This is a genomic window from Mesorhizobium sp. M0601 (assembly GCF_040320845.1).
In the GTDB taxonomy this organism is placed as follows: Bacteria; Pseudomonadota; Alphaproteobacteria; order Rhizobiales; family Rhizobiaceae; genus Mesorhizobium.
In genome coordinates, this window is sequence record NZ_JAMYQK010000009.1 from 95,392 (window position 1) to 118,067 (window position 22,676).

The window sequence follows — 22,676 nt, forward strand, 5'->3', positions numbered from 1 at the left end:
CGCTACCAGCGCACAAAAAATCGTCCGCCGAGCGCCCCGAGCACGGCAAGGATGGCGACCGCGATCGTATACCAGGTGCCGACGAAAAGCGGCGAATCGTCAAAGCAATGAGCCGCATAGAAGGTCGCCGCCAGCCCGCCGGCAAGCAGGCCCGCGGCCGCACCGGCAAGCACCGGCCTTGTCGGCGCGCCATGGCGCAGCACCGCGAGAAAGACGGCAAGCGGGCCGATCCCGATCAACGGAATGAAGGTCAGGCAGATGACCATGTTCGTGCCGACCAGGCGCGTGCTCCAGTCGGACGCAGGCACGGCGAAGAGTTCGAGAATCACAGCCACAATCACCAGCAGCGGCGCGGCGACCATCCAGCTCACCGCCCGGCCGGTCGACGCACCGGGCGTCGACAGCCCACGCACCAGGACAAAGGCGCTGGCGGCAAGAGCAATCGTGAAGACGAATTTGGACAGGAACCGCATCGTGTGCATGGCGATCGCAATGTCGGGGCGCGGGCCGATCGTCAGCCAGAAAACCGCGGCCGCGATCACGATGGCCGCGCCGGCGGCAAGCCACCAGGCGGTGCCTAGCGGCAGCGCCTTGCTGCGGGCATCGGCGTCGAGCGCCTTGATGAAATCTTCGGTCCTCATGTTATTCCCGCCCCGCCCTGAACCGTTTGGCAATGGCGGCAAGCCCGCGGTGCAGTGACACCCGCACAGCCGTCTCGCTGATGCCGAATTTGGCCGCGGTCTCACCGATTGACCGGCCTTCGACCGATACGGCCGAGACGACGGAACGCTGTGCCGGCGGCAGGCTGTCGAGCGCCCGGTTGACGTCGCGCTCGCTCACCGTCTCCGATTCCGGCTCGGCAAAGGTCTCGGCGATTTCGTCGATCTCGATCTCGATCCGCCGACCGCGCCGCCGGAACGCATCGATCAGCTTGAAGCGGGCTATTGCATAGACCCAAGGCAGCACCGGCGCATCATGGCGCCAGGTGTGTCGTTTCACATGAATGGCCAGCAAGGTTTCCTGCACGACATCCTCGGGATCCACCCCGCCCTGCACGATCTTGCGCCGGGCAAAGCCACGAACGAGCGCGGCGATCCGGTGCAGAAAGTCGGCATAGGCTCTTTCGTCTCCGGCGATCGCGGCCCGCAACAGCCGTGAAAGCTCGGCTTCGTCCTTGCCGCTCACAAGAGTTCACTCCCCGATATTCGCGTCTCGGCGCTGATTTGTTACGTGGCCGGCGAAATAATGTCCAAGGCAAATTAGCTGAGCATCACGAAAGTTTGCTCCTTTTGAGCGATTGAGTGGGCCAGCAATGTTGACTGCGCTAGTCATGTATTGATAGGTGCAGCGTGCCAAGCCAAAGCAATCGAAATCGAGGACGACGCCATGAAATATGCTCTTTCCGCCCTTGCCGGTGCGACAGCACTTGCAATCAGCCTGATCGCCGGCCCGGCAATGGCAGAGGACGAGGGCATCGTCGTCTACAACGCCCAGCACGAAAACCTGACCAAGGCTTGGGCGGAGGGATTTACCAAGGAAACCGGCATCAAGGTTACCGTCCGCAATGGCGGCGACAGCGATTTCTCCAATCAGATCGTTGCGGAAGGCACCGCTTCGCCCGCCGATGTATTCCTGACGGAGAATTCGCCGGCCATGGCATTGGTCGAGGCGGCCGGCCTGTTCGCACCGGTCGACACCGAGACGCTGGCCCAGGTTCCGCAGGAGTACCAGCCGGCGAGCGGCAAATGGGTCGGCGTTGCCGCGCGCAGCACCGTCTTTGCCTACAACAAGACCAAGCTGAGCGCCGACCAGCTGCCCAAATCGCTGCTCGATCTCGCCGATCCGAGCTGGAAGGGCCGCTGGGCCGCTTCGCCCTCCGGCGCCGATTTCCAGGCGATCGTCAGCGCGCTTCTGCAGCTCAAGGGTGAGGCGGCGACGGCCGAATGGCTGAAGGCGATGAAGGCGAATTTTACCGCCTATAAGGGCAACAGCACGGTGATGAAGGCGGTCAATGCCGGCGAGGTCGAAGGCGGCGTGATCTATCACTATTACTACTACGGCGATCAGGCCAAGACCGGCGAGAACAGCAAGAACGTCGAGTTGCACTATTTCAAGCATCAGGATCCCGGTGCTTTCGTCTCGATTTCCGGCGGCGGCGTGCTGGCCTCGAGCAAGCACCCGAAGGAAGCGCAGGCTTTCCTGAAATGGGTCACCGGCAATCGTGGCCAGGACGTGCTGAAAACAGGCGATTCGTTCGAATACGCAGTCGGCAAGGGCGCCGAGTCCAACCCGAAGCTGGTGCCGCTGGCCGATCTGCAGGCGCCGAAAGTCGACCCGACGACGCTGAACTCGAAAAAGGTGACCGACCTGATGACGGCGGCCGGCTTGCTTTAGCCGGCGTTCGTCCTAAAAGGGCAACCGACTGCGCTCCTGTGGGAATTCGCTTTCCACAGGAGCGCTCTGTTTTCAAGATGGCATTTGCCTATGACCACAAGCTACCCGCGAGATTATCCGCCGCCGATCGTTTCCGCCTCCGGGCGGAGCTGGCGCAACGTCTGATCTGATGCAATCCGCGATCGATCTCGCACGCCCAGGCTTGCCGGCCGACGCCACGGCCGTGCGGGCACGTCGTTGGTCGGTCTCATGGATTGCGTTGGCTGCCGTCTTTGTCTCGCTTTTCGCGCTGCTGCCGCTTGCCTTCATCGTCTGGGTGGCGGTGCAGACCGGCTGGGAAACGGTGGCGGCGCTGGTGTTCAGGCCGCGCGTCGGCGAACTTCTGGTCAACACCAGCCTGCTGGTGGTTCTGGCGGTGCCGATCTCGATCGTGCTGTCGGTCACGCTGGCCTGGCTGACCGAGCGCAGCGATCTGCCGGGTGCCCGCCTATGGTCCTGGCTGTCGGTGGCGCCGCTCGCCATTCCGGCCTTCGTCCACAGTTACGCCTGGATCACCATGGTGCCCAGACTGCACGGCCTGTGGGCCGGCGTGCTTGTGTCCGTCATCGCCTATTTCCCGTTCCTTTATCTGCCGGTGGCGGCGGCATTGCGACGGCTTGATCCCGCTCTCGAGGATGCAGCGGCAGCCCTTGGTCTCGGCCCGTGGCGTGTGTTCAGGCGTGTCGTGCTGCCGCAGCTCCGGCTCGCCATTTGCGGCGGCTCCCTGCTGGTCGGCCTGCATCTCCTGGCCGAATACGGGCTCTATGTCTTCATCCGCTTCGACACCTTCACCACCGCGATCGTCGACCAGTTCCAGTCGACCTTCAACGGTCCCGCCGCCAACATGCTGGCCGGCGTGCTGGTGACCTGCTGCCTTGTGCTGCTCGGGCTGGAGGTGCTGGTGCGCGGCGAGGAGCGCTATGCCCGCGTCGGTTCGGGTGCTGCGCGCCAGCAGCAGCGCACGAGCCTTGGGCGCGCCACCATTCCTTGCCTGCTGCTGCCTGCCATTACCACGCTGCTGGCGCTCGGCGTGCCGTTCGCCACTATCGGCCGCTGGCTCATGGCCGGCGGCGCCGATGTCTGGCGGCTCGACGAGATCGGCCTGGCGCTTGGCCAAACGCTGTTCCTGGCAATTGCCGGCGCGCTGCTCGCCACCGTCGCGGCAATGCCGATGGCGTGGATTTCGATCCGCGCGCCGGGGCGGCTGCAACGCGTCCTGGAGGGCTGCAACTATATCGTCGGCGCGTTGCCCGGCGTTGTCATCGCCCTGGCGCTGGTCACCATCGCCGTGCGTATCGCCATGCCGCTCTACCAGACCCTGTTCACCATCCTGGTCGCCTATGCGCTGATGTTCCTGCCGCGCGCCCTGATTAGCCTCAGGGCGTCGATCGCACAGGCGCCGGTCGAGCTCGAACGCGCCGCCTCCAGCCTCGGCCGGTCGCCGCTCAAGGCGCTGTGGTCGACGACCATCCGCCTGTCGGCGCCCGGCGCCGCAGCCGGCATGGCGTTGGTCGCTCTGGGTATCATGAACGAATTGACCGCAACCCAGATGCTGGCGCCCAACGGCACCCGCACGCTGGCCATGGCGTTCTGGTCCTATAGCGGCGAGATCGACTATGCGTCGGCGGCGCCTTACGCCCTGATCATGGTGGCGATGTCGCTGCCTTTGACCTGGTTGCTCTACGTCCAGTCGAAGCGGATGGCCGGGCGATGAGCTTTCTCGAGCTGAGCGGCATCCACAAGCACTACGGACCCGTCGCAGCACTTGCCGGCGTCGACCTCAGCGTGGCCAGCGGCAGCCGTACGGCAATCGTCGGGCCGTCCGGTTGCGGCAAGACCACCTTGCTGCGGCTGATCGCCGGCTTCGAGGCGCCGGACCAGGGCCGCATCGTGCTCGATGGCGAGGTGCTGGCCGATGGCGACACGGCCGTGCCGGCGCATCGCCGCGGCATCGGGCTGGTGGCGCAGGACGGCGCTCTATTCCCGCATCTGAGCATCGCCGCCAATATCGGCTTCGGCATGGGCCGTCACGAGGAAAAGCGCAGCGAGCGCATCGCCGAGCTCGCCTATGTCGTCGGGCTGGACAAAGGAATCCTGAAACGCCGTCCGCACGAACTCTCCGGTGGCCAGCAGCAGCGCGTCGCGCTCGCCCGCGCCATGGCCATGAAGCCGCGGCTGATGCTGCTCGACGAGCCGTTCTCGGCGCTCGACACGGGCCTGCGCGCCTCGATGCGCAAGGCCGTGGCCGAGCTCCTTGAAACCGCCGGCATCACCACCATCCTGGTCACCCACGACCAGGCCGAGGCGCTGTCATTCGCCAGCCAGGTCGCGGTGATGCGCGACGGCAAATTCTCGCAGGTCGGCACGCCGCGCGAGCTCTATTTCAAGCCGAAGGACAGGATGGTCGCCGAGTTCCTTGGCGACGCCATCGTCCTGCCGGCAAGGATCGCCGATGGCTTCGCCATCTCGCCGCTCGGCCGCATCGCTGTCGACAGCTCGGAGCGGCGCGACGTCGCCCGCATCATGCTGCGGCCGGAGCAGGTGTTGCTGAAACGCACATCGCGTGAAGGCATGTCCGGCACGCCGGACATGCTGTTCGGCGAGGTGACAGAATCGGAGTTCGCCGGCTCGATGTGCACCATCGCGGTGCGTCTGTTGAACAGCCCCGATCCGCCCGACGCCGCCGCTATCGGCAATACGCCGTTGATCCTGCGCAAGCCGGGCATGGACGCGCCGGCGATCGGCGAGATCGTCCGGCTGACCGTGTCGGGCAAGGCGCATGTGTTTGCCTGAACGGTTTTGCGCAAGGCCGACTTCAATCGACCCGTTTGCCCGCCTGATCGAACCAATGCAGCTTTTCGGACCTGGCCACGACGCGCAATTGGTCGCCTGGCTTGGCGCTGGCGCGGCCTGAGACGCGCACGACGATGCGGCTGCCGGCTGCCACGCAATGGAGAAAGCTTTCGGCACCGACCGGTTCGACCGCTTCCACTGTTGCCGGCAGCGCGAGCGCGCCGGCCGGCGCCTCTGCCGCGAAGGTGATGTCGGCGTCCTCCGGACGAAAGCCTAGCGTCACTGCCTTGCCCTGTCGAGGCGCCAAGCCAATCACAGTACCGTCCGCCAATACCGAGCTTGGGGAGGCCCCTGTGAGCGCCAGCAGATTCATCGGCGGTGCGCCTATGAACGAAGCGACGAAGGTCGAGGCCGGTTTCTCGTACACATCAAGCGGCGCGCCGGTCTGCTCGACCAGGCCGGCGTTCATGACGACGAGGATGTCGGCCAGCGTCATCGCCTCAAGCTGGTCGTGCGTGACATAAACCGAGGTGACGCCAAGCGAGCGCTGCAGATTCTTGATCTCGATGCGCATCTGCCCGCGCAATTTCGCATCGAGGTTGGACAGCGGTTCGTCGAACAGGAAGACCTTCGGGTTGCGCACGATGGCGCGACCCATGGCGACGCGCTGGCGCTGACCGCCGGAAAGCTCGCGCGGGCGCCGGTCGAGCAGCGCCGAAAGCTCCAGCACCTTGGCAGTCGAGCGTACCCTGCTGTCGATCTCGTCATTCGGCGTGCCGCGGTTGCGCAGGCCATAGGCCATGTTGTCATAGACCTTCATATGTGGGTAGAGCGCGTAGTTCTGGAACACCATGGCGATGTCGCGCTCGGTCGGGCCAATGGCGTTGACCACCTTGCCGTCAATTGCGACTGTACCGGCAGAAATCGTCTCCAGCCCGGCGATCATCCTCAGCAGCGTAGACTTGCCGCAGCCGGACGGGCCGACCAGCACGCAAAGCTCCTTGTCGGGAATGGCGATGGAAACGCCCTTCACGGCCTCGACGCCGCTGGGATAGATTTTCCTGACATCCTTCAGATCCACGGTCGCCATCGGCTTCTCACTTTTCGGATTCGACCAGACCGCGCACGAACCAGCGTTGCATCAGCACGACCACCAGGATCGGCGGCACGATGGCCAGCATTGCCGTGACCATCACGAGGTGCCATTGGGTGTCGGCATCGGCGAAGGAAACCATCTTTCTCAGCGCGATGACGATGGTGTTCATGTCGTTGCTGTTGGTGACGAGCAGCGGCCAAAGATACTGCGTCCAGCCATAGATGAAGAGGATCACGAACAGCGCGGCGATGTTTGTCCGCGACAGCGGCACCAGAATATCGAAAAAGAAGCGCCATGGCCCGGCACCGTCGACACGCGCCGCCTCGACCAATTCGCCCGGTATGGTCATGAAGAACTGGCGAAACAGCAGCGTTGCGGTGGCCGAGGCGATCAGCGGGACGATCAGGCCGGCATAGGTGTCGATCATGCCAAGATCGACCATCACCTTGTAGGTCGGCAGGATGCGCACCTCGACTGGAAGCATCAAGGTGATGAAGATCAGCCAGAAGAAGGTCATGCGCAGCGGAAAGCGAAAGAACACGATCGCGTAGGCCGACAGGATCGAGATGAAGATCTTTCCCACCGCAACGCCGAGCGCCATGATCGTGGTGTTGAGCAGCAGCCTGCCGACGCTGACCCCGCCGATACGACCGATGCCGCCGAATAGCGCCTCGCTGTAATTGTTCCATAGCTGGCCGCCGGGCAAGAGCGGCAGGGGCGGCCTGAGGATCGTTTGCAGCGTGTGCGTCGAGGCAACGAAGGTGTAGTAGATCGGAAAAGCCACGATCACTATGCCGAGGATCAGCACGGCATGGGCGATGAAGGTGCGGAGCGGGGACTGGCCGATCATCGCTGCCCTCAGCCGTAGTGGACTTTGCGTTCCACATAGCGGAACTGGATTGCTGTGAGCGCGATGACGATGGCCATCAGGATGACCGACTGCGCCGCCGAGTCGCCCAGGATCAGATTGACGAAGCCGTCATTGTAGACCTTGTAGACCAGCGTCTCTGTCGTCTTGCCCGGCCCGCCGCCGGTGACGGCATGAACGATGCCGAACGTGTCGAACAGGGCATAGACGGTGTTGACGACCAGCAGGAAAAAGGTTGTCGGCGCAAGCAGCGGGAAGACGATGGTCCAGAAGCGCTTGGTTTCGCCGGCGCCGTCCATGGCCGCCGCTTCGATCAGCGTTTTCGGCACCGCCTGCAGGCCGGCGACGAAGAACAGGAAGTTGTAGCTGATCTGCTTCCAGGCAGCAGCCGACACCAGCAGGATCATGGCGTGGGTGCCGTTGAGCAGCGGGTCCCATACGACGCCGAGGCTTCTCAGCAAATAGGCCAACGAGCCGATCGAGGGATTGAACAGGAAAAGCCAAAGCATGCCGGCAATCGCCGGCGCCACGGCGTAAGGCCATATCAACAGTGTGCGGTAAAGGCCTTTGCCGCGCACGGCCTTCTCGGCCATGACCGCGAGCAGCAGGGCCACAACCATGGCAACGATCGCGGTCGCAAGAGAGAACACTACTGTGACCTTGATCGAGTTGAGGTAGGCCGGATCGGCCAGCACCTTCCGGAAATTGGCAAACCAGACGAACCTGCTCTTCAGCCCGAATGGGTCTTGCCTGAGCATCGACTGGTACAGCGCCTGACCGGCCGGCCAGTAGAAGAAAACCAGGGTGATGGCGAGTTGTGGCGCCACCAGCAGGTAGGGCAGGATCTTGTTGGGAAAGACGACGCGTGGAGACAGGCTGATTTCCCTCGCTATCCAGGTATCGCCCGCGCGAGCTCGCGTGGGCGATATTCCAACCGACTAACTGAGATAATCCCGTCAGTTCTCCAGCGCTTCCTTGATCGCCGCGTTGCCGCGCGCAACCGCATTGTCGAGTGCCTGCTGGGCGGTTTGCTGGCCGGCCAGCATCTTCTCCAGCTCCTCGTTCTGGATATCACGCACCTGCGGCAGATTCGGCAGGCGCACGCCCTTCGAATTGTCGGTCGGCGACTTGCCGATCATCTGCAGGATGGGTGTCTCGCGGCCGGGGTTCTTGTCATAGAAGCCTGATTTCTTAGTCGCCTCGTATGCCGCAAGCGTCACTGGCAAATATCCCGACTTCTGGTGCAGATATTCCTGCACATCGGTCTTGGACAGATAGGCAAAGAAGGCCGCGACGCCCTTGTATTCCTCGTCCGACTTGTTGCCGAACACCCACAGGCTGGCACCGCCCGGCGTCGTGTTCTGCGGGGCACCCTTGGCGTCACTGTCGTAAGGAAGCTGGCCGATGCCATAGTTCATGCCGGACTTGACGATATCGCCGAGGCCGCCCGACGATTCGGTGAAGATGCCGCATTCGCCGGCGAGGAATATCTGCTTGGCTTCGGAGGTGCGCCCGCCATATTTGAATGTGCCGTCCTTGGCCAGGTCAGCGAGCGCCTGGAAGTGGTTGACGAAAATCGGCGCATTGATCTTGAGTTCGACATCACCGCCGACCAGGCCATTCTGCTGGGTGGCCCAAGGCACGTCATTCCACGCCGCGAAATTCTCCAGGTGGATCCAGGTCAGCCAGGTCGAGGTATAGCCGCAAGGGGCGGCGCCGCTCGTCTTGATCTTCTTGGCAGCTTCCCACACCTCGTTCCACGTCTTGGGCGGATTGTTCACGTCGAGGCCTGCCTTCTGGAAGATGTCCTTGTTGTAATAGAGGATCGGCGAGGAAGAGTTGTAGGGGAACGATAGCATGGTGCCGTCCGGCTTCGAATAATAGCCGACGATGCCGGGCAGATACTGGCTCTTGTCGAAAGTCATCCCGGCGCCGGTCATCACATCGGCCACCGGCTTTATCGCACCCTCGGCCGCCATCATCACGCCGGTGCCGACGTCGAACACCTGGAGGATATCTGGCGCTTGCCCGGCACGAAAGGCAGCGATGCCGGCATTCAGCGTCTCCGGATAGGTGCCCTTGAACACCGGAACGAGCTCATAGTCGCTCTGGCTGGCGTTGAAATCCTTGGAGATCTTGGCGACGACCTCGGCGTTGGCGCCGGTCATGGCGTGCCACCAGCTGATCTGCGTGACGGCGAAGGCGGAGGTGGTGGAAAGCAGGGTCACGGTGGCGGCGATACCGGCCGCAAAGCCGAAGAACTTCATGTTTCATCTCCCGTTTGTCATTGGCGAAAGGGGGCACCTCCGCAAAGCCAATATGTGGCGCTGATGACAATGGGACAACGGTTTTGTTGCGGATCAATGAACACCATTTCTTCCTAAAGTGCACTCGCTACCGAAAGCGCGGCGTCAGAAACGACATCACCGCCTTTTCGGCGCGGCATCGGTTTTCCCCCGAAAAGACCCGCCTCATGGCCCGCGGGTTAACCATTCGTTAAAATCTCCAAGAGCTAATCCGTCACACCTCCCCTGTTAGTTTTGGCAGACCGAGTGAACAGGATGCTGACGGTCTATAATTGTATCGTAAATCAGCACGACCTGAGACTGGTTGCGCTCGCTGCACTCGTCTGTGGAATTTCTTGTTTCTCAGCAGTTAATCTCCTTAAGCATGTCGGCCGATCGACCGAGCGAAACCGGCTTGTCTGGCTGATGATCGCCGCGGCCTCGACCGGGTTCGGCATATGGGCGACGCATTTCATCGCCATGACCGCGTTTACGCCGGGAATACCGAACGCATACAATCCGGGATTATCCGCCTTTTCGCTTGCCGCCGCCGTTATCATGACCGCGCTTGGGATGTGGGTCGCCACCTTGCGCCGCGGCATCGACCATTTCCTCGTCGGTGGCGCCATTCTGGGCGGCGCCATCGCGACGATGCACTACATCGGCATGGCAGCTTTCGAGGTCGAAGGCCGGCTCGTTTGGAACCTGCTCCTTGTCGCGATATCGCTTCTGGCCGGCGTAAGCCTCGCGGCACTGGCGCTTCTTGTCGTCTTGCGCCGCCCGTCAGCGCTCGCGACTCTCGGCGGCGCCGCGCTTTTGACGCTGGCCATTTGCAGCTTGCATTTCATCGCGATGGCCGCGGTGTCGATCATTCCGGATTCCTCGATTGAAATATCCGAACATTCCATCGAGCCCATTTCCCAGGCCTTTGCCGCAGCGGTCGCCAGCCTGGTAATCCTTGTGCTGTCGGGTGCCGCGCTGTGGATCGATCTGCGCTTTCGCCACCAGAAGCTCGAGGCCGATCGCATGCACGATCTCGCCAATGCGGCGGTGGAAGGTCTGATCGTTTGCGATGGCACCCGCATCGTCAGCGCCAATGACAGTATGGCGAAGCTGACCGGAACAGCGACAGCCACCCTGAACACGATGCAACTCGGCGAGCTTTTCGACGGACAGAGCGCAGCCGATATGTCCGGCTTCGGCGAACAGGCGCAGGAAGCGAAGTTAAGGGGCAGCGACGGCGCGAGAATTCCTGTCGAGCTGATCGCCAGGAGAATCACCTACTGCGGCAGGCCTCATACGGTGCTTGCCGTTCGCGACATCCGTGAGCGCAAGAAGGCAGAACAAGAGATCCTCCGCCTCGCGCATTTCGATCCGCTTACCGGGCTTGCCAATCGGCGGAGCTTTTCTTCCCGGCTGGAAGCAGAATTCGCGTCGATGGATCGTGGCGGCAAGGATGGATATCTGGCGCTCCTGCTGCTTGACCTCGACCGGTTCAAGCAAGTCAACGACCTCTACGGCCACAGCGCCGGCGATGCTATGCTGCAGAAGCTGGCGCACTGCATTTCCGGCATCCCGCGCAACGGACAGATGCTCGCGCGTCTCGGCGGCGATGAATTTGCCATCATAGCTCCGAACCTCCCCGACCCCCTGGCCGCAGGCCGGATAGCCGAGGACTTGCTGGCGGCGATCCGGGAGGAAAACAGGGTTTCGGTCGGCTCCGGCCTCGTCTCGGCCAGCATCGGCATTGCCTTCTTTCCGCTGGATGCCGAAGACCAGGCCGGCCTGATCAGCCATGCCGACACGGCACTCCATCGCGCCAAAACCGAAGGCAGGGACACTTATCGGTTTTTCGAGATGGCCATGGGCACCGCGGCCCGCGACAAGCGCGTGATGGAGCATGAATTGCGCCAGGCGATCGCCCGCAAGGAGTTCCACCTCGTCTATCAGCCGCAGAAGGAGATCCGCGGCGGCAGGATGATCGGCTTCGAAGCCCTGGTCCGTTGGCAGCACCCTGAGCGGGGTGACATTTCTCCGGCCGTTTTCATCCCGGTGGCCGAGGACAGTGGCGCTATCGCGCAGATCGGCGACTGGGTGCTGACGACGGCTTGTAACGATGCTGTTCGCTGGACAAACCCGCTGATGGTCGCCGTCAACGTCTCCGCCGTGCAACTTCACAATCCGAATTTCAGCCGCAAGGTGCACGACGCATTGACGAGATCCGGCCTGGCCCCCGGCAGGCTCGAACTGGAGATCACCGAAACGGCCCTGGTGAAGGACATGCCGCGCGCGCTGGCAACCTTGAGGCAGGTCAAGGCGCTTGGCGTGCATGTGGCGATGGACGATTTTGGCACCGGCTATTCTTCGCTGTCCAACCTCAGCGCCTTTCCCTTCGACAAGATCAAGATCGACGGGTCGTTCATCAAATCGGTCGACAAGAACGCCCAGTTCGCGGCGATCGTTCGCGCCGTGCTGGGGCTTGGACGCGGTCTCGGCCTACCGGTTCTGGCAGAAGGCATCGAGACGCCGGGTGAATTGCAATTCCTAGACGCCGAGGCTTGCGAGATCGGGCAAGGCTACTACCTCGGCAAACCGGCTCCGATCGAGACATTCGGGGAACTGACGGGCGTGGCCGCTCCGGCAATCCGCACCGCCAGCCGACGCGGCGCAAGCATTGCCGTGCTCAAGCCGCGCCTGCGCACGGTCTGAGCCTATCCCGGCTGAAGCGCCGCCTCGACCAGACGCTTGGCATCCGGCCCCGACCATTCGGCCGGGCCATTCATATGGGCGATCAGGCAGCCTTGCCCATCGATCAGCATGGTGACCGGCAGACCGAGCGCCAGGCCGCGCGTCTTGACGTCGTTGAACAGCGCCATCGTGGCATCGCGATAGTAGCCGAGCGACTTGACGCCGGTGTCCTCCAGGAACTTCTTCGGTTTGGCATCGTCGCCGGCATCGACGTTGACGGCAACAACCTGAAACGCATCGCTGCCCATCTCCTTCTGCAGCGCATCGAGCGCGGGCATTTCGGCGCGGCAAGGTGCGCACCATGTCGCCCACAGATTGAGCAGCACCGTCTTGCCGGCATGATCGGCGATCGTCGTCGGCTTGCCGTCGGGGCCGTTGAAGGCAAGGCTTTTCAGCGATTGCGGCGGATCCGCCGGCAAAAGCGCGGCAACCTGGCCGGTGGCAGCGGCGGCGATCTTCTTGGCACGGTCGGTCTTGGCGGCGCAGGCGACGTCGTCCTTGCCGCCGCCGGCGGCCACTTGCGCGGGCGCCTTGTTGCCAGAACTGCTTTCCCTGACATATACCGCGACCGCGCCGGCCAGCACGCCCGCAACCAAAGCGGCGAGGATGAGACGCAAAGCCGGGAAAAATCTATTGCCGTCTGCCATTTTTCAAAAACTGCTCCGGAGCACGGGTTATAGCGATGAACGACAAGAAGGCCAGCAACCAGATGTGGGGCGGACGTTTTGCCTCGGGTCCGGCCGCAATCATGGAAGCGATCAACGCATCGATCTCGTTCGACCGCAAACTCTATGCGCAGGATATTCGCGGCTCGATCGCCCATAGCCAGATGCTGGCGCAAACGGGCATTATTTCGGCGGCCGACCAAAAAAAAATCGCTCACGGGCTGAACACGATCCTGGCAGAGATCGAGGCTGGTACATTTGAGTTTTCGACCAGGCTGGAAGACATCCACATGAATGTCGAGGCCCGTCTGGCCGAGCTGATCGGCCCCGCCGCTGGCCGCCTGCATACCGCCCGGTCGCGCAACGACCAGGTGGCGGTCGACCTCAGGCTGTGGGTCAAGGACGAGTGCTTTCGCGTCACCGAGGCGCTGAAGGGCCTGATCACGGCGTTCCTGGATCGGGCCGAGGAGCATGCGGCAACGGTGATGCCGGGCTTCACCCACATGCAGGCGGCGCAGCCGGTGACCTTCGGCCACCACTGCATGGCTTATGTCGAGATGTTTGCACGCGACCTGTCGCGCGTCCGCGATGCGATTGAGCGGATGGATGAAAGCCCGCTCGGCGCCGCCGCCCTCGCCGGCACCAGCTTTCCCATCGACCGGCACCAGACGGCGAAGGCGCTTGGCTTCCGCGAGCCGATGCGCAATTCGCTCGACAGTGTTTCGGACCGCGATTTCGCGCTCGAGTTCCTGGGCTTGGCGGCGATCTGCGCGACGCATCTGTCGCGGCTGGCCGAAGAGATCATCATCTGGTCGACGCCGCAATTCGGCTTCGTCAGGCTATCGGATAGTTTCTCGACGGGTTCGTCGATCATGCCGCAGAAGAAGAACCCGGACGCTGCCGAACTGGTGCGCGGCAAGACCGGCCGCGTCACCGGCCATCTCGTCGGCCTGCTGACGGTGATGAAGGGCATGCCGCTGACCTATGGCAAGGACATGCAGGAAGACAAGGAATCCGTCTTCGACGCGGCCGAGACGCTCGACCTGATGCTGGCGGCGATGACCGGCATGGTGCGCGATATGACGGTGAACACTGCCGCGATGAAGAATGCGGCCGGCGCCGGCTATTCGACTGCGACCGACCTCGCCGACTGGCTGGTGCGCACGCTCGGCCTGCCGTTCCGCGAGGCGCACCATATCACTGGTCGGGCGGTGGCGCTGGCCGAGGAGAAGAAGGTCGGGCTCGACAGGCTTTCGCTGGAGGATCTGCAGTCCATTCACCCCGGTATCGGCGCCGACGTGTTTTCGGTTCTTGCCGTGCAGAATTCTGTAAAGAGCCGCACGAGCTTCGGCGGCACCGCGCCGTCCGAGGTGCGCAAGCAGATCCGCTACTGGAAAAAGCGGCTCGCCAAGGCGTAAGACGCGGGGTGCAATGGCCGCAAAACTCGGCTAGAAGCGGCTGCGGGCAACAGTTTCGGACGGATGGCACGATGACCAGAAGCAGGATTTTGGTGACGCTGACGCTGCTGGCGGCAATGGCCACCGTTGCGGCCTGCGGCAGGAAGGCTGCGCTCGACACGCCGTACGCGGCAGCCGTGCAGGCCCGCAAGGACGCCGAGAAGGCCAAGCAACCCTTGCCGCCGGAGCCGGAAAAACCTGTCGAGGACAAGAAATTCATCCTCGACCCGCTGCTCTGATTTCGGACCAATCTCGTGAACCATTTCGACTACCGCGACGGCGCGCTGCATGCCGAGGACGTGGCGATATCAGACATCGCCGCCAGCGTCGGCACGCCGTTCTACTGTTATTCGACGGCGACGCTGACCAGGCATTTTCGCGTCTTCACCGAGGCCTTTGCCGGGCTCGATGCTCTCGTCTGCTATGCCATGAAGGCGAATTCCAACCAGGCCGTGCTGAGGGTGCTGGCAAGGCTCGGCGCCGGCGCCGACGTGGTCTCGGAGGGCGAATTGCGCCGCGCTTTGGCGGCCGGCATCCCGGCAAGCAAGATCCTGTTTTCGGGCGTCGGCAAGACCGCGCGCGAAATGGATTCTGCGCTCTCGGCCGGCATTCTCTGTTTCAACGTCGAATCCGAACCGGAGCTGGAGCTGCTGTCGGCCCGCGCCACCGCGCTGGGCAAGATCGCGCCGATCTCGCTGCGCATCAATCCGGATGTCGACGCCAGGACGCACAAGAAGATTTCGACTGGGAAGGCCGAGAACAAGTTCGGCATTCCGTGGCAGCATGCGCGGAAGGTCTATGCGCGCGCGGCTGAGCTGCCGGGCATCAAGGTCACCGGCATAGACACCCATATCGGCAGCCAGATCACCGAATTGCAGCCCTTCGACGACGCCTTTGCGCTGCTGGTGGAGCTGGTCGGCGCCTTGCGCTCCGACGGTCATGCCATCGAGCACATCGATGTCGGCGGCGGCCTTGGCATTCCCTACCGCGTCGACAACAACCCGCCGCCTTTGCCCGATGCCTATGCCCGGATCGTCAGGAAACATGTTGCCAAACTTGGGCTGAAGGTAATGTTCGAGCCAGGCCGGCTGATCGTCGGGAATGCCGGCATCCTGGTGTCGGAAGTAATCTTCGTGAAGGAGGGCGACGCCAAGAACTTCCTCATCGTCGACGCCGCGATGAACGACCTGATCCGGCCGACGCTTTACGACGCTTTTCACGACATCAAGCCGGTGGCGCAGCAGCCGGCCGCTGCACCACGCATGAAGGTCGACGTCGTCGGCCCGGTTTGCGAGACCGGCGACTATCTCGGGCTCGACCGTGACCTGCCCCGGCTGAAATCCGGCGACCTGATCGCTGTCTCCACCGCCGGCGCCTATGGCGCCGTTCAGGCCGGCACCTACAATACCAGGCTGCTGGTACCGGAAGTGCTGGTCGACGGCGACCGCTTCCACGTTGTGCGTCCGCGCCAGACCTATGACGAGCTGATCGGACTGGACTCGGTGCCGGACTGGTTGGAGTAGAACTCTGCAGCTACAGCCGGTGCTGAATGAGCGCCCTGATTTCGGCGATTCTGTCCTCATTCCGGCGATAGAATATCCACTGCTTGATGCGCTTGCTGCGCAAAAGCCCTGCCTGGGTGAGCACGCGCATATGCTCGCTGAGCGTAGCCTGGGTGATCCCCAGCCTCTCCGCCATCAGCAGCGCGCAGACGCCGTCCTCGACCAGATCGCCGTCCGTCTGCGGCGGAAAATGCGCCCGCGGGTCCTTGAGCCAATCGAGGATCTGGAGCCTGCGCTCGTTGGCAATCGCTTTGAAAACGTCGACCTCTTGCATTTAGGCACTTTGCCAAGTTACTAAGTAATGTCAACTCTGGGAGTGAAAGCATGCTGCACGGCCACACGATCACACGCGAGCGCATTGCGGCGATAGAACCCCGCATCCGGCCCTTCGTGCGCCACACGCCGGTGCTGCGCGTCGACATGGCCGATTTCGGCCGCCCGCCTCTGCCTGTCGACCTGAAGCTTGAGTGCTTGCAGCATTCCGGCTCGTTCAAGGCACGTGGTGCGTTCACCAATCTCCTCGAACGGCCGGTTCCTGCGGCCGGCGTCGTCGCCGCGTCGGGCGGCAACCACGGTGCCGCCGTCGCCTATGCCGCCATGCGGCTCGGCCACAAGGCGACCATCTTTGTTCCCGAAGTGAGCCCGCAGGCCAAGCTGGACCGCATCCGCGGCTACGGCGCCGAGTTGATCGTCGGCGGCGCCCGTTATGCCGAGGCGCTGGCCGCCAGCGAGAGCTTCGCCGAAAGATCCGGCGCGCTGCAGATCCACGCCTTCAACCAGGAGGAGACGCTGGTCGGGCAAGGCACGCTCGGCCTCGAGATCGAGGCCGACCTGCCGAAGCTCGACACCCTGCTGGTCGCCGTCGGCGGCGGCGGGCTGGTCGGCGGCATCGCTGCCTGGTTTTCCGGCCGCATCAGGATAATCGCGGTCGAGCCGGAGGGTGCGCCGACGCTTCATCGCGCCTTCGAGGCGGGCCGACCCGTCGACGCGCCGGCTGAGGGCATCGCCGCCGATTCGCTCGCGCCAAAGCGTGTCGGCGAAATGATGTTTCCTATCGCCGAGGCATTCGTCGAGCGCTCGATCCTGGTCGGCGACGACGACATTATCGCCGCCCAGGCGGCGCTGTGGGACCGCGTGCGAATCATCTCCGAGCCGGGCGGTGCGGCCGCCTTCGCGGCGCTCCTGTCCGGCCGCTACGCACCGGCTGCAGGCGAGCGCGTTGCCGTACTGGTCTGCGGCGCAAACGCCAATCCGGCGAAATTCTGACAATATCCGGGGCATTATTGTTCACGTTTTGGGGAACCGCCTCGCCTTCGCCGTGTTTGTTGGTATCCTTAGGGCGATGTGCATCCGCTTGGACGCACGGAGTACGCGCTAAGATTTTAGGTCTTCGCATCGTGCTTCCCGAAAATCGACTTTTCGGGCCCATGCGATAGATTCGTGAGGCCTGGGCTATCCCGCCCGGCCAGGAAGGGCCGATGACACAACGACCCATTTTCACCAGCGATCGCAGTCTGGCCAGGCGCCTTGCCTTGAGCCGGCTGGGGACGCAGGTCTCGATAATCGTCGAACGCGGCTGGCCATTGCTGCTGCCACTGATCATCGTCGCCAGCCTGTTCCTCAGCATTTCGTGGCTCGGCCTGTTCCCATTTTTGCCCGATCTGGCGCGGATCGGTCTTATCACGGCATTCGGCGTCGCAGCGCTTGCCGCACTCTATCCACTGCGTTTCTTCCGCACGCCATCCAGTGCCGAGGTCGACCGCCGCATCGAGGCGGCCAACCGATTGCTGCACAGCCCGGTGCAGGTCCAGACCGATCGCCCGAGCGGCAAGGAAAGCATTTTTTCGCAAGCCCTGTGGCGCGAGCATCAGCGGCGCATGGCGGACCGGCTGGGCGAGCTTGGCGGCGACGTGCCGCGCACACGCGTGCCGGAACGCGACCCGTGGGCGCTGCGCGCCGTTGCCGCGCTTTTGTTGGTCACTGCCTTTGCCTTCTCCTTTGGGCCATCGGGCGGCAGGCTGAGCGACGGTTTTGTTGCCCGTGCCGCCCGCGACGTCGTGCCGCCGCGCATTGATGCCTGGGTGACGCCGCCGGCCTATACCGGCAGGCCGCCGGTATTCCTGAACGCCCCGGTCCTGGCCAACAACGCCACTCAAGCGCCGCCGACCTTCACGGTTCCGGAGGGCAGCGATGTGTCGCTGCGCGTCACCGGCGGTTCGGGCGAGGAAACGCTGAGCTACGCCGACACCGGCGGCAACACCCGCGCCATCGATCCGACCGGGCCGCAAGCCGCCAAGACTGAGGCAAGTCCGGCACCGCCTTCCACCGTGCGCCAGTTCAGCGGCAAGTTAACGGCCGACGGCACGCTGACGCTGCAGTCCAGCGACGGCGAGCTCGGCCGCTGGGCCTTCGCCATAATTCCCGACAAGCCGCCGCAGATCCGCTTTGTCGGCGAGCCGAAGCGCGCCGTCAACGGCGCCTTCGAACTCAACTACCAGATCGACGACGACTATGGCGCGGCCTCCGCCAAGGCGGTTTTCGCATTGGCCGATCCGCAAGTGCCCAACGCGCATCCGCTCTATGGCCCGCCGGAAATGCCGCTGACGTTGCCGCGCCGCGGCGGCAAGGCCAATGCTGCTAAGACGACGAAGGATCTGACCGACCATGTCTGGGCCGGTGGCAACGTCAAGCTGTCGCTTGTCGTCACCGACGGTGCCGGACACACGGCGACCAGCGAAACCAAGACGCTGGTGATGCCGGAGCGGCCATTCTCCAACCCGTTGGCGCGGGCTGTGGTCGAGCAGCGCCGCATGCTGGCGCTCGACGCCTATGCCAAGGACCGCGTGCTCGACCTGATGGATGCGATCACGCTCAGGCCCGAAGACACGTTCGACAACATGACGCACTATCTCGCCATCATGAGCGCCCGCACCCGGCTGAAGATGGCCGACAGCGACGACCAGTTGCGCGACGAGGTCGCTTACCTCTGGGAGATCGCGCTCGGCATCGAGGAAGGCAATCTGTCGGCGGCCGAGAAGCGGCTGCGCCAGGCGCAGCAGGCGCTGCAGGACGCGATCAAGAACGGCGCCAGCGACCAAGAGATCGAGAAGGCGATGAAGGAACTGCGCGAGGCGATGAACCAGTTCCTGCAGGAATTCGCGGCGCGGGCGCAGCAGAATCCGAATGCGCCACAGATGCAGCAGAACGGCCAGGAACTGCGCCAGAGCGACATCGACCGCATGATGGACCAGATCGAGAACCTGGCGAAATCCGGCAATCGCGACCAGGCGCAGCAATTGCTGTCGGAGCTGCAGGATATGATGAACAATCTGCAGGCAGGCCGCCAGCAGCAAGGCGGCCAGCAGGACAGCGAGATGCGCCAGCAGATGGACAAGCTGGGCGAAATCATGCGGCGCCAGCAGGAGATGATGAACGACACTTTCCGCATGGACCAGATGCAGCGCGGCCAGCAACAGCGCGGGCAGAACCGCGACGAGCAGCTCGGCGAGAACAGTGAGCCAGGCCCGATGGGCGAAGAGGGCAAGCCCGGCCCAGGTGACGACCGCGATCCGCTCGGCCGGCCGAACCCGATGACGCCGCAGGAATTTGCTGACGCGCTGAAGCAATTGCAGGAGGGCCAGGGCAAGCTGCAGAGCGAGCTCGATCAATTGAGGAAGAGCCTCGAAGGCATGGGCCTCGACCCCAATGAGGGGTTTGGCGAGGCCGGCAAATCCATGGGCAATGCCGAACAGGCGCTCGGCGAGGGCGAAGGCGACCAGGCCGTCGGTCACCAGGGCCGCGCATTGGAAGCCTTGCGCAGGGGCGCCAAGGACATGATGAAGCAACTGCAGGCGATGCAAGGCGACCAGGGCGGCAACGGCCAGGGCGGACGCCAGCAGAATGCCGACCGTGACCCGCTCGGGCGGCCTCGCACCAGCGAGGGTCCCGACGACGGAAGTTCGGTGAGAGTGCCCGACGAGATCGACGTGCAGCGTGCCCGCCAGATCCTCGAAGCGATCCGCAAGCGGCTCGGCAACGCACTCAGCCCCGATATCGAGCGCAGCTATCTGGAGCGGTTGCTGGAGCTGAAGTAAGGCTGCCTGTATTCGGAAGATCGCCGCGCGCAGTCCGTGGTGGCCGCCAGCGCCGAGCTGAGTGGCATGCTTTAACGGTTGGTGAAAGCCTCGCGGATCGCCTCTTCCATGCCGTCGATTGCCTCGCCGGAAGCGTTCGCATTGCGCCGCAGCACCACGTTCGAGGAATCGATGTCGCCGAACCCGTCGGCGGCCGTAAGCTCGCGGCAGCCGGCCGGGATGTTGCTGCGCGAGATCGGCGCAATCGCCAATCCGGAGGTGACGGCGAGCCGCAGGCCGCCATTGGTATCGCTGGTGTAGGCGACACGATAAGCGAGACCGCGCTGTTCCAGCGACTTTATCGCGAAATCCTTGCACCAACCGGCACGGTTGTAGAGCGCGATCGGCACCGGCCGCTCCTCATGCATGTGATGCAGCTCCGACGTCACCCATACGGTTGGGTCATGCATCAGCACCTCACCGCCTGACAGATCCTGCCATTCGAACACCACCGCCAGATCGAGCTCGCCGGCGGCGAGCGCCGCGATCTGCGCACCGGAATGCGCGTAGCGGACGGTGATGTCGACCTGAGGATGGCGCTTGGCAAAGACGCCGAGTGCCCGCGACAGGATCGCGTGGCCATATTCCTCCGGGATACCGATGCGCACCGGCCCGCCAAGCGGCGCCGCGACCATCGATGCCGCCGTCTCGTCGAGCAGTGAAACGATACGCCTGGCGTTGGCGATGAGTTCGCCGCCGCGCTGCGTCAACGCTACACCGCGCGACCCGCGCTCGAACAGGCTGTCGCCGATCATGCCTTCGAGCCTCTTCATCTGCATCGAGACTGCCGACTGGGTGCGGCCGGCCCGCTCCGCCGCTTTGGTGAAATTGCCGGTGTCGGCGACCGCCACGAAGGTGCGCAACAGGTCGCTGTCGAGATTGGGTCGCATGTGCCCGCCATAAGAAAATCTGATTGCTGGCATCATTCCAATTCGTTTGCAACATGTCAAACGGCGGACGATAGTCGCCTTACCCATTGGATATGCGGCCGCGAAATCGGCTGCGGACCAATCAAAAGTCCTCACTCGTACCCGCTGCCCGAAACGGTGGCGGGTTCTTTTTACCCGGATGCAGGCCTGCTTTCGGCCGCGCACGCGGGAGACAGGAGCGCCTATGCAGAATCGGCTTGTGCTCGGCATCCTCAGCCTCTGTCTCGGCGTGCTGGTCTTTTCGCTGCAGGACCCGCTGGTCAAGGCGGTGTCGAGCCACTATCCGGTCACCGAGGTGATGGCGATCCGCTCGATCGTCGCCCTGCCGATCCTGGTTTTCCTCGTCCACGCCGATGTCGGATTGCAGGCGATCCTGTCGAAGCGGTTCGGCATGCTGACGATGCGCGCCTTCATCCAGTTCACCTCCTACACGGCCTACTATCTGGCAATCGCCGCCCTGCCGCTGGCTGACGCGGTGGCGCTCTATTTCATGGCGCCGCTGTTCATCATGGCGCTGGCCGGCCCCTATCTCGGCGAACGCGTGTCCTGGCAGGCGCTCGCCACCGTCCTGGTCGGCATGCTCGGCGTGCTGGTCATGGTGCGCCCGGGCGCCGGCTTGTTCGACTGGGCAGCGCTGCTGTCGCTAGGTTCGGCTCTGCTCTACGGTTTCTCGCAGCTGATGGCACGCAAGATCGGCGACACCGAATCCTCGACTGTCATGGCGTTCTATCAGAACGGCGCCTATCTGGTCGGCGCCGCCTTGGTGGCGGCATTGTTTTGGCTGGCAGGCATTGACCACGCCGTGCATCCGAGCCTCGAATTCCTCGTCCGGCCATGGGTCTGGCCGGCGACGCCGGACCTCCTCAAGATGGGGGCATGCGGCTTCGTTGCCTCGGCCGGCATGATCCTGTTGTCGCAGGCCTACCGGCTGGCGCCCGCCAACAGCGTCGCCACCTTCGAATACACCGGTATCATCTGGTCGCCGCTATGGGGTTTTCTGTTCTTTGCCGAGGTGCCGCGACCAGCGACGGCGGCCGGCGCAGCCCTCATCATCGGCGCCGGGCTTTTTGCGCTCAATGCCGGCCGGCACCGGAGCGGCGTGCCAGCCAATACGGCGACCTGCGACCCTGCCTGAAGGCGGTCGGCCTTGGACTTAGGCGAAGCAGGCGAGCGCCTGTTCGACGCGGGCGCGGATTTCAGCCAGCGTGAACGGCTTTTGCACGACGTCGAGAATAATGCCGTCCAATTCGTCGGCGCGCTCGCGCTGGTCGGCATAGCCGGTCATCAGCATGATCTTCATCGCCGGGAACAGCGCCGCTGCCGCCTTGGCCATCTCGATGCCGTCCATCTCCGGCATGCGGATGTCGGACAGCACAAGGTCATAGCTCCCTTGCGCCGCCCGGATCAGAGAAAGGCCGTGTGCGCCGTCCGCGGCGACAGTGACATTATGCCCGGCGCGCTCGAGCGCGCGAGCGGCGAGAGTGCGGACGGATTCATCGTCCTCGACGATCAGGAGATTTGCCATGGGCAGGATATTTGGCGAGGAAAAGTTGATGTTTCCTGAAAGCCAGGAAGGCCATGAGGCCTTTTCAAAATTCGCTCCGCCGAGTCATATGACGTGGTTTTCGAGACCCGGAGCGGACGTTCGAGTCCGTGAGCACCGGAAGCGCAGAAAACCGCGTCAGATGACCGCCGGAGTAGAATTTT

General features: G+C 63.5%; 20 protein-coding genes. 10 read left to right on the plus strand and 10 right to left on the minus strand.

Annotated elements, in window-relative coordinates; translation table 11 throughout:
* Window positions 1-2: 2 nt before the first annotated feature.
* The gene (locus NKI41_RS11595; protein ID WP_352683061.1) at window positions 3-641 is read right to left on the minus strand and encodes an NrsF family protein; all 639 of its coding nucleotides are present in this window, start codon (window positions 639-641) and stop codon (window positions 3-5) included.
* A gap of 1 nt (window position 642) precedes the next feature.
* Window positions 643-1,185 (minus strand): sigma-70 family RNA polymerase sigma factor, encoded by a 543-nt coding sequence (locus tag NKI41_RS11600; protein WP_023677943.1) that lies wholly within the window; start codon window positions 1,183-1,185, stop codon window positions 643-645.
* A gap of 201 nt (window positions 1,186-1,386) precedes the next feature.
* On the opposite strand from NKI41_RS11600, the gene NKI41_RS11605 reads away from it, so the two are divergent.
* The 3 genes from NKI41_RS11605 (at window position 1,387) to NKI41_RS11615 (ending at window position 5,226) form a co-directional block, all read left to right on the plus strand.
* Window positions 1,387-2,394, plus strand: coding sequence for an iron ABC transporter substrate-binding protein (locus NKI41_RS11605; protein WP_352683063.1), 1,008 nt, complete (start codon window positions 1,387-1,389; stop codon window positions 2,392-2,394).
* 169 nt (window positions 2,395-2,563) lie between these two features.
* The gene (locus tag NKI41_RS11610) at window positions 2,564-4,147 is read left to right on the plus strand and encodes an ABC transporter permease (protein ID WP_352683065.1); all 1,584 of its coding nucleotides are present in this window, start codon (window positions 2,564-2,566) and stop codon (window positions 4,145-4,147) included.
* Window positions 4,144-5,226 (plus strand): ABC transporter ATP-binding protein, encoded by a 1,083-nt coding sequence (locus NKI41_RS11615; RefSeq protein WP_023677939.1) that lies wholly within the window; start codon window positions 4,144-4,146, stop codon window positions 5,224-5,226. Before NKI41_RS11610 ends, NKI41_RS11615 begins: the two co-directional genes overlap by 4 nt.
* Before the next feature lie 22 nt (window positions 5,227-5,248).
* On the opposite strand, the gene ugpC is transcribed toward NKI41_RS11615, so the two are convergent.
* From ugpC to ugpB, 4 genes are all read right to left on the minus strand, one after another.
* Window positions 5,249-6,316, minus strand: coding sequence for a sn-glycerol-3-phosphate ABC transporter ATP-binding protein UgpC (gene ugpC / locus NKI41_RS11620; RefSeq protein WP_352452447.1), 1,068 nt, complete (start codon window positions 6,314-6,316; stop codon window positions 5,249-5,251).
* Window positions 6,317-6,323: 7 nt separating this feature from the next.
* The gene (ugpE, locus tag NKI41_RS11625; RefSeq protein WP_352616000.1) at window positions 6,324-7,172 is read right to left on the minus strand and encodes a sn-glycerol-3-phosphate ABC transporter permease UgpE; all 849 of its coding nucleotides are present in this window, start codon (window positions 7,170-7,172) and stop codon (window positions 6,324-6,326) included.
* An 8-nt stretch (window positions 7,173-7,180) separates the two neighbouring features.
* Window positions 7,181-8,065 (minus strand): sn-glycerol-3-phosphate ABC transporter permease UgpA, encoded by an 885-nt coding sequence (ugpA, locus tag NKI41_RS11630; RefSeq protein ID WP_352683133.1) that lies wholly within the window; start codon window positions 8,063-8,065, stop codon window positions 7,181-7,183.
* 81 nt (window positions 8,066-8,146) lie between these two features.
* Window positions 8,147-9,457 carry a sn-glycerol-3-phosphate ABC transporter substrate-binding protein UgpB gene (gene ugpB, locus NKI41_RS11635; RefSeq protein ID WP_352683067.1) on the minus strand — a complete coding sequence of 437 codons (1,311 nt, stop codon included), beginning with the start codon at window positions 9,455-9,457 and terminating at the stop codon, window positions 8,147-8,149.
* 294 nt (window positions 9,458-9,751) lie between these two features.
* Here ugpB and NKI41_RS11640 point away from each other — a divergent pair, with 294 nt between their 5' ends.
* A complete protein-coding gene (locus tag NKI41_RS11640) occupies window positions 9,752-12,184 on the plus strand; it encodes a bifunctional diguanylate cyclase/phosphodiesterase (protein WP_352540335.1) in 2,433 nt (810 codons plus the stop codon).
* A 2-nt stretch (window positions 12,185-12,186) separates the two neighbouring features.
* Here NKI41_RS11640 and tlpA read toward each other — a convergent pair whose 3' ends face one another.
* Complete coding sequence (gene tlpA / locus NKI41_RS11645) at window positions 12,187-12,870, minus strand: thiol:disulfide interchange protein TlpA (protein ID WP_023677933.1); 684 nt, start codon at window positions 12,868-12,870, stop codon at window positions 12,187-12,189.
* A 35-nt stretch (window positions 12,871-12,905) separates the two neighbouring features.
* Between tlpA and argH the strand changes: the two genes are divergently transcribed.
* From argH to lysA, 3 genes are all read left to right on the plus strand, one after another.
* Window positions 12,906-14,306, plus strand: a complete 1,401-nt coding sequence (argH, locus tag NKI41_RS11650; protein ID WP_352540187.1) for an argininosuccinate lyase — start codon at window positions 12,906-12,908, stop codon at window positions 14,304-14,306.
* Window positions 14,307-14,377: 71 nt separating this feature from the next.
* Window positions 14,378-14,584, plus strand: a complete 207-nt coding sequence (gene lptM, locus NKI41_RS11655; protein ID WP_352540188.1) for an LPS translocon maturation chaperone LptM — start codon at window positions 14,378-14,380, stop codon at window positions 14,582-14,584.
* Window positions 14,585-14,599: 15 nt separating this feature from the next.
* Entirely contained in the window at window positions 14,600-15,868 is a 1,269-nt protein-coding gene (lysA, locus tag NKI41_RS11660) for a diaminopimelate decarboxylase (RefSeq protein WP_352540189.1), read from the plus strand.
* A gap of 10 nt (window positions 15,869-15,878) precedes the next feature.
* Here lysA and NKI41_RS11665 read toward each other — a convergent pair whose 3' ends face one another.
* Window positions 15,879-16,181 (minus strand): ArsR/SmtB family transcription factor, encoded by a 303-nt coding sequence (locus NKI41_RS11665; RefSeq protein WP_352471409.1) that lies wholly within the window; start codon window positions 16,179-16,181, stop codon window positions 15,879-15,881.
* Between the two features lie 50 nt (window positions 16,182-16,231).
* Here NKI41_RS11665 and NKI41_RS11670 point away from each other — a divergent pair, with 50 nt between their 5' ends.
* Together NKI41_RS11670 and NKI41_RS11675 are read left to right on the plus strand one after the other, a co-directional pair.
* Window positions 16,232-17,173, plus strand: coding sequence for a threonine/serine dehydratase (locus NKI41_RS11670; protein WP_352540190.1), 942 nt, complete (start codon window positions 16,232-16,234; stop codon window positions 17,171-17,173).
* Between the two features lie 212 nt (window positions 17,174-17,385).
* Window positions 17,386-20,001 carry a TIGR02302 family protein gene (locus NKI41_RS11675; RefSeq protein WP_352683070.1) on the plus strand — a complete coding sequence of 872 codons (2,616 nt, stop codon included), beginning with the start codon at window positions 17,386-17,388 and terminating at the stop codon, window positions 19,999-20,001.
* A 71-nt stretch (window positions 20,002-20,072) separates the two neighbouring features.
* Here NKI41_RS11675 and NKI41_RS11680 read toward each other — a convergent pair whose 3' ends face one another.
* Window positions 20,073-20,930, minus strand: coding sequence for a LysR substrate-binding domain-containing protein (locus tag NKI41_RS11680; protein ID WP_352471415.1), 858 nt, complete (start codon window positions 20,928-20,930; stop codon window positions 20,073-20,075).
* Window positions 20,931-21,153: 223 nt separating this feature from the next.
* On the opposite strand from NKI41_RS11680, the gene NKI41_RS11685 reads away from it, so the two are divergent.
* A complete protein-coding gene (locus tag NKI41_RS11685) occupies window positions 21,154-22,104 on the plus strand; it encodes a DMT family transporter (protein ID WP_352471417.1) in 951 nt (316 codons plus the stop codon).
* 18 nt (window positions 22,105-22,122) lie between these two features.
* Here the strand turns inward: NKI41_RS11685 and NKI41_RS11690 are convergent, their stop codons facing one another.
* Entirely contained in the window at window positions 22,123-22,494 is a 372-nt protein-coding gene (locus NKI41_RS11690) for a response regulator (protein ID WP_352540192.1), read from the minus strand.
* Between the last annotated feature and the right edge of the window lie 182 nt (window positions 22,495-22,676).

What these genes read in the sequence shown, in the direction of transcription:
- NKI41_RS11595 (WP_352683061.1), bottom strand. Translation starts at nt 641, where the DNA reads ATGAGGACCGAAGATTTCATCAAGGCGCTCGACGCCGATGCCCGCAGC.
- NKI41_RS11605 (WP_352683063.1), top strand. Translation starts at nt 1,387, where the DNA reads ATGAAATATGCTCTTTCCGCCCTTGCCGGTGCGACAGCACTTGCAATC.
- NKI41_RS11610 (WP_352683065.1), top strand. Translation starts at nt 2,564, where the DNA reads ATGCAATCCGCGATCGATCTCGCACGCCCAGGCTTGCCGGCCGACGCC.
- NKI41_RS11615 (WP_023677939.1), top strand. Translation starts at nt 4,144, where the DNA reads ATGAGCTTTCTCGAGCTGAGCGGCATCCACAAGCACTACGGACCCGTC.
- ugpC (WP_352452447.1), bottom strand. Translation starts at nt 6,316, where the DNA reads ATGGCGACCGTGGATCTGAAGGATGTCAGGAAAATCTATCCCAGCGGC.
- ugpE (WP_352616000.1), bottom strand. Translation starts at nt 7,172, where the DNA reads ATGATCGGCCAGTCCCCGCTCCGCACCTTCATCGCCCATGCCGTGCTG.
- ugpB (WP_352683067.1), bottom strand. Translation starts at nt 9,457, where the DNA reads ATGAAGTTCTTCGGCTTTGCGGCCGGTATCGCCGCCACCGTGACCCTG.
- NKI41_RS11640 (WP_352540335.1), top strand. Translation starts at nt 9,752, where the DNA reads ATGCTGACGGTCTATAATTGTATCGTAAATCAGCACGACCTGAGACTG.
- tlpA (WP_023677933.1), bottom strand. Translation starts at nt 12,870, where the DNA reads ATGGCAGACGGCAATAGATTTTTCCCGGCTTTGCGTCTCATCCTCGCC.
- argH (WP_352540187.1), top strand. Translation starts at nt 12,906, where the DNA reads ATGAACGACAAGAAGGCCAGCAACCAGATGTGGGGCGGACGTTTTGCC.
- lptM (WP_352540188.1), top strand. Translation starts at nt 14,378, where the DNA reads ATGACCAGAAGCAGGATTTTGGTGACGCTGACGCTGCTGGCGGCAATG.
- NKI41_RS11665 (WP_352471409.1), bottom strand. Translation starts at nt 16,181, where the DNA reads ATGCAAGAGGTCGACGTTTTCAAAGCGATTGCCAACGAGCGCAGGCTC.
- NKI41_RS11670 (WP_352540190.1), top strand. Translation starts at nt 16,232, where the DNA reads ATGCTGCACGGCCACACGATCACACGCGAGCGCATTGCGGCGATAGAA.
- NKI41_RS11675 (WP_352683070.1), top strand. Translation starts at nt 17,386, where the DNA reads ATGACACAACGACCCATTTTCACCAGCGATCGCAGTCTGGCCAGGCGC.
- NKI41_RS11680 (WP_352471415.1), bottom strand. Translation starts at nt 20,930, where the DNA reads ATGCGACCCAATCTCGACAGCGACCTGTTGCGCACCTTCGTGGCGGTC.
- NKI41_RS11685 (WP_352471417.1), top strand. Translation starts at nt 21,154, where the DNA reads ATGCAGAATCGGCTTGTGCTCGGCATCCTCAGCCTCTGTCTCGGCGTG.
- NKI41_RS11690 (WP_352540192.1), bottom strand. Translation starts at nt 22,494, where the DNA reads ATGGCAAATCTCCTGATCGTCGAGGACGATGAATCCGTCCGCACTCTC.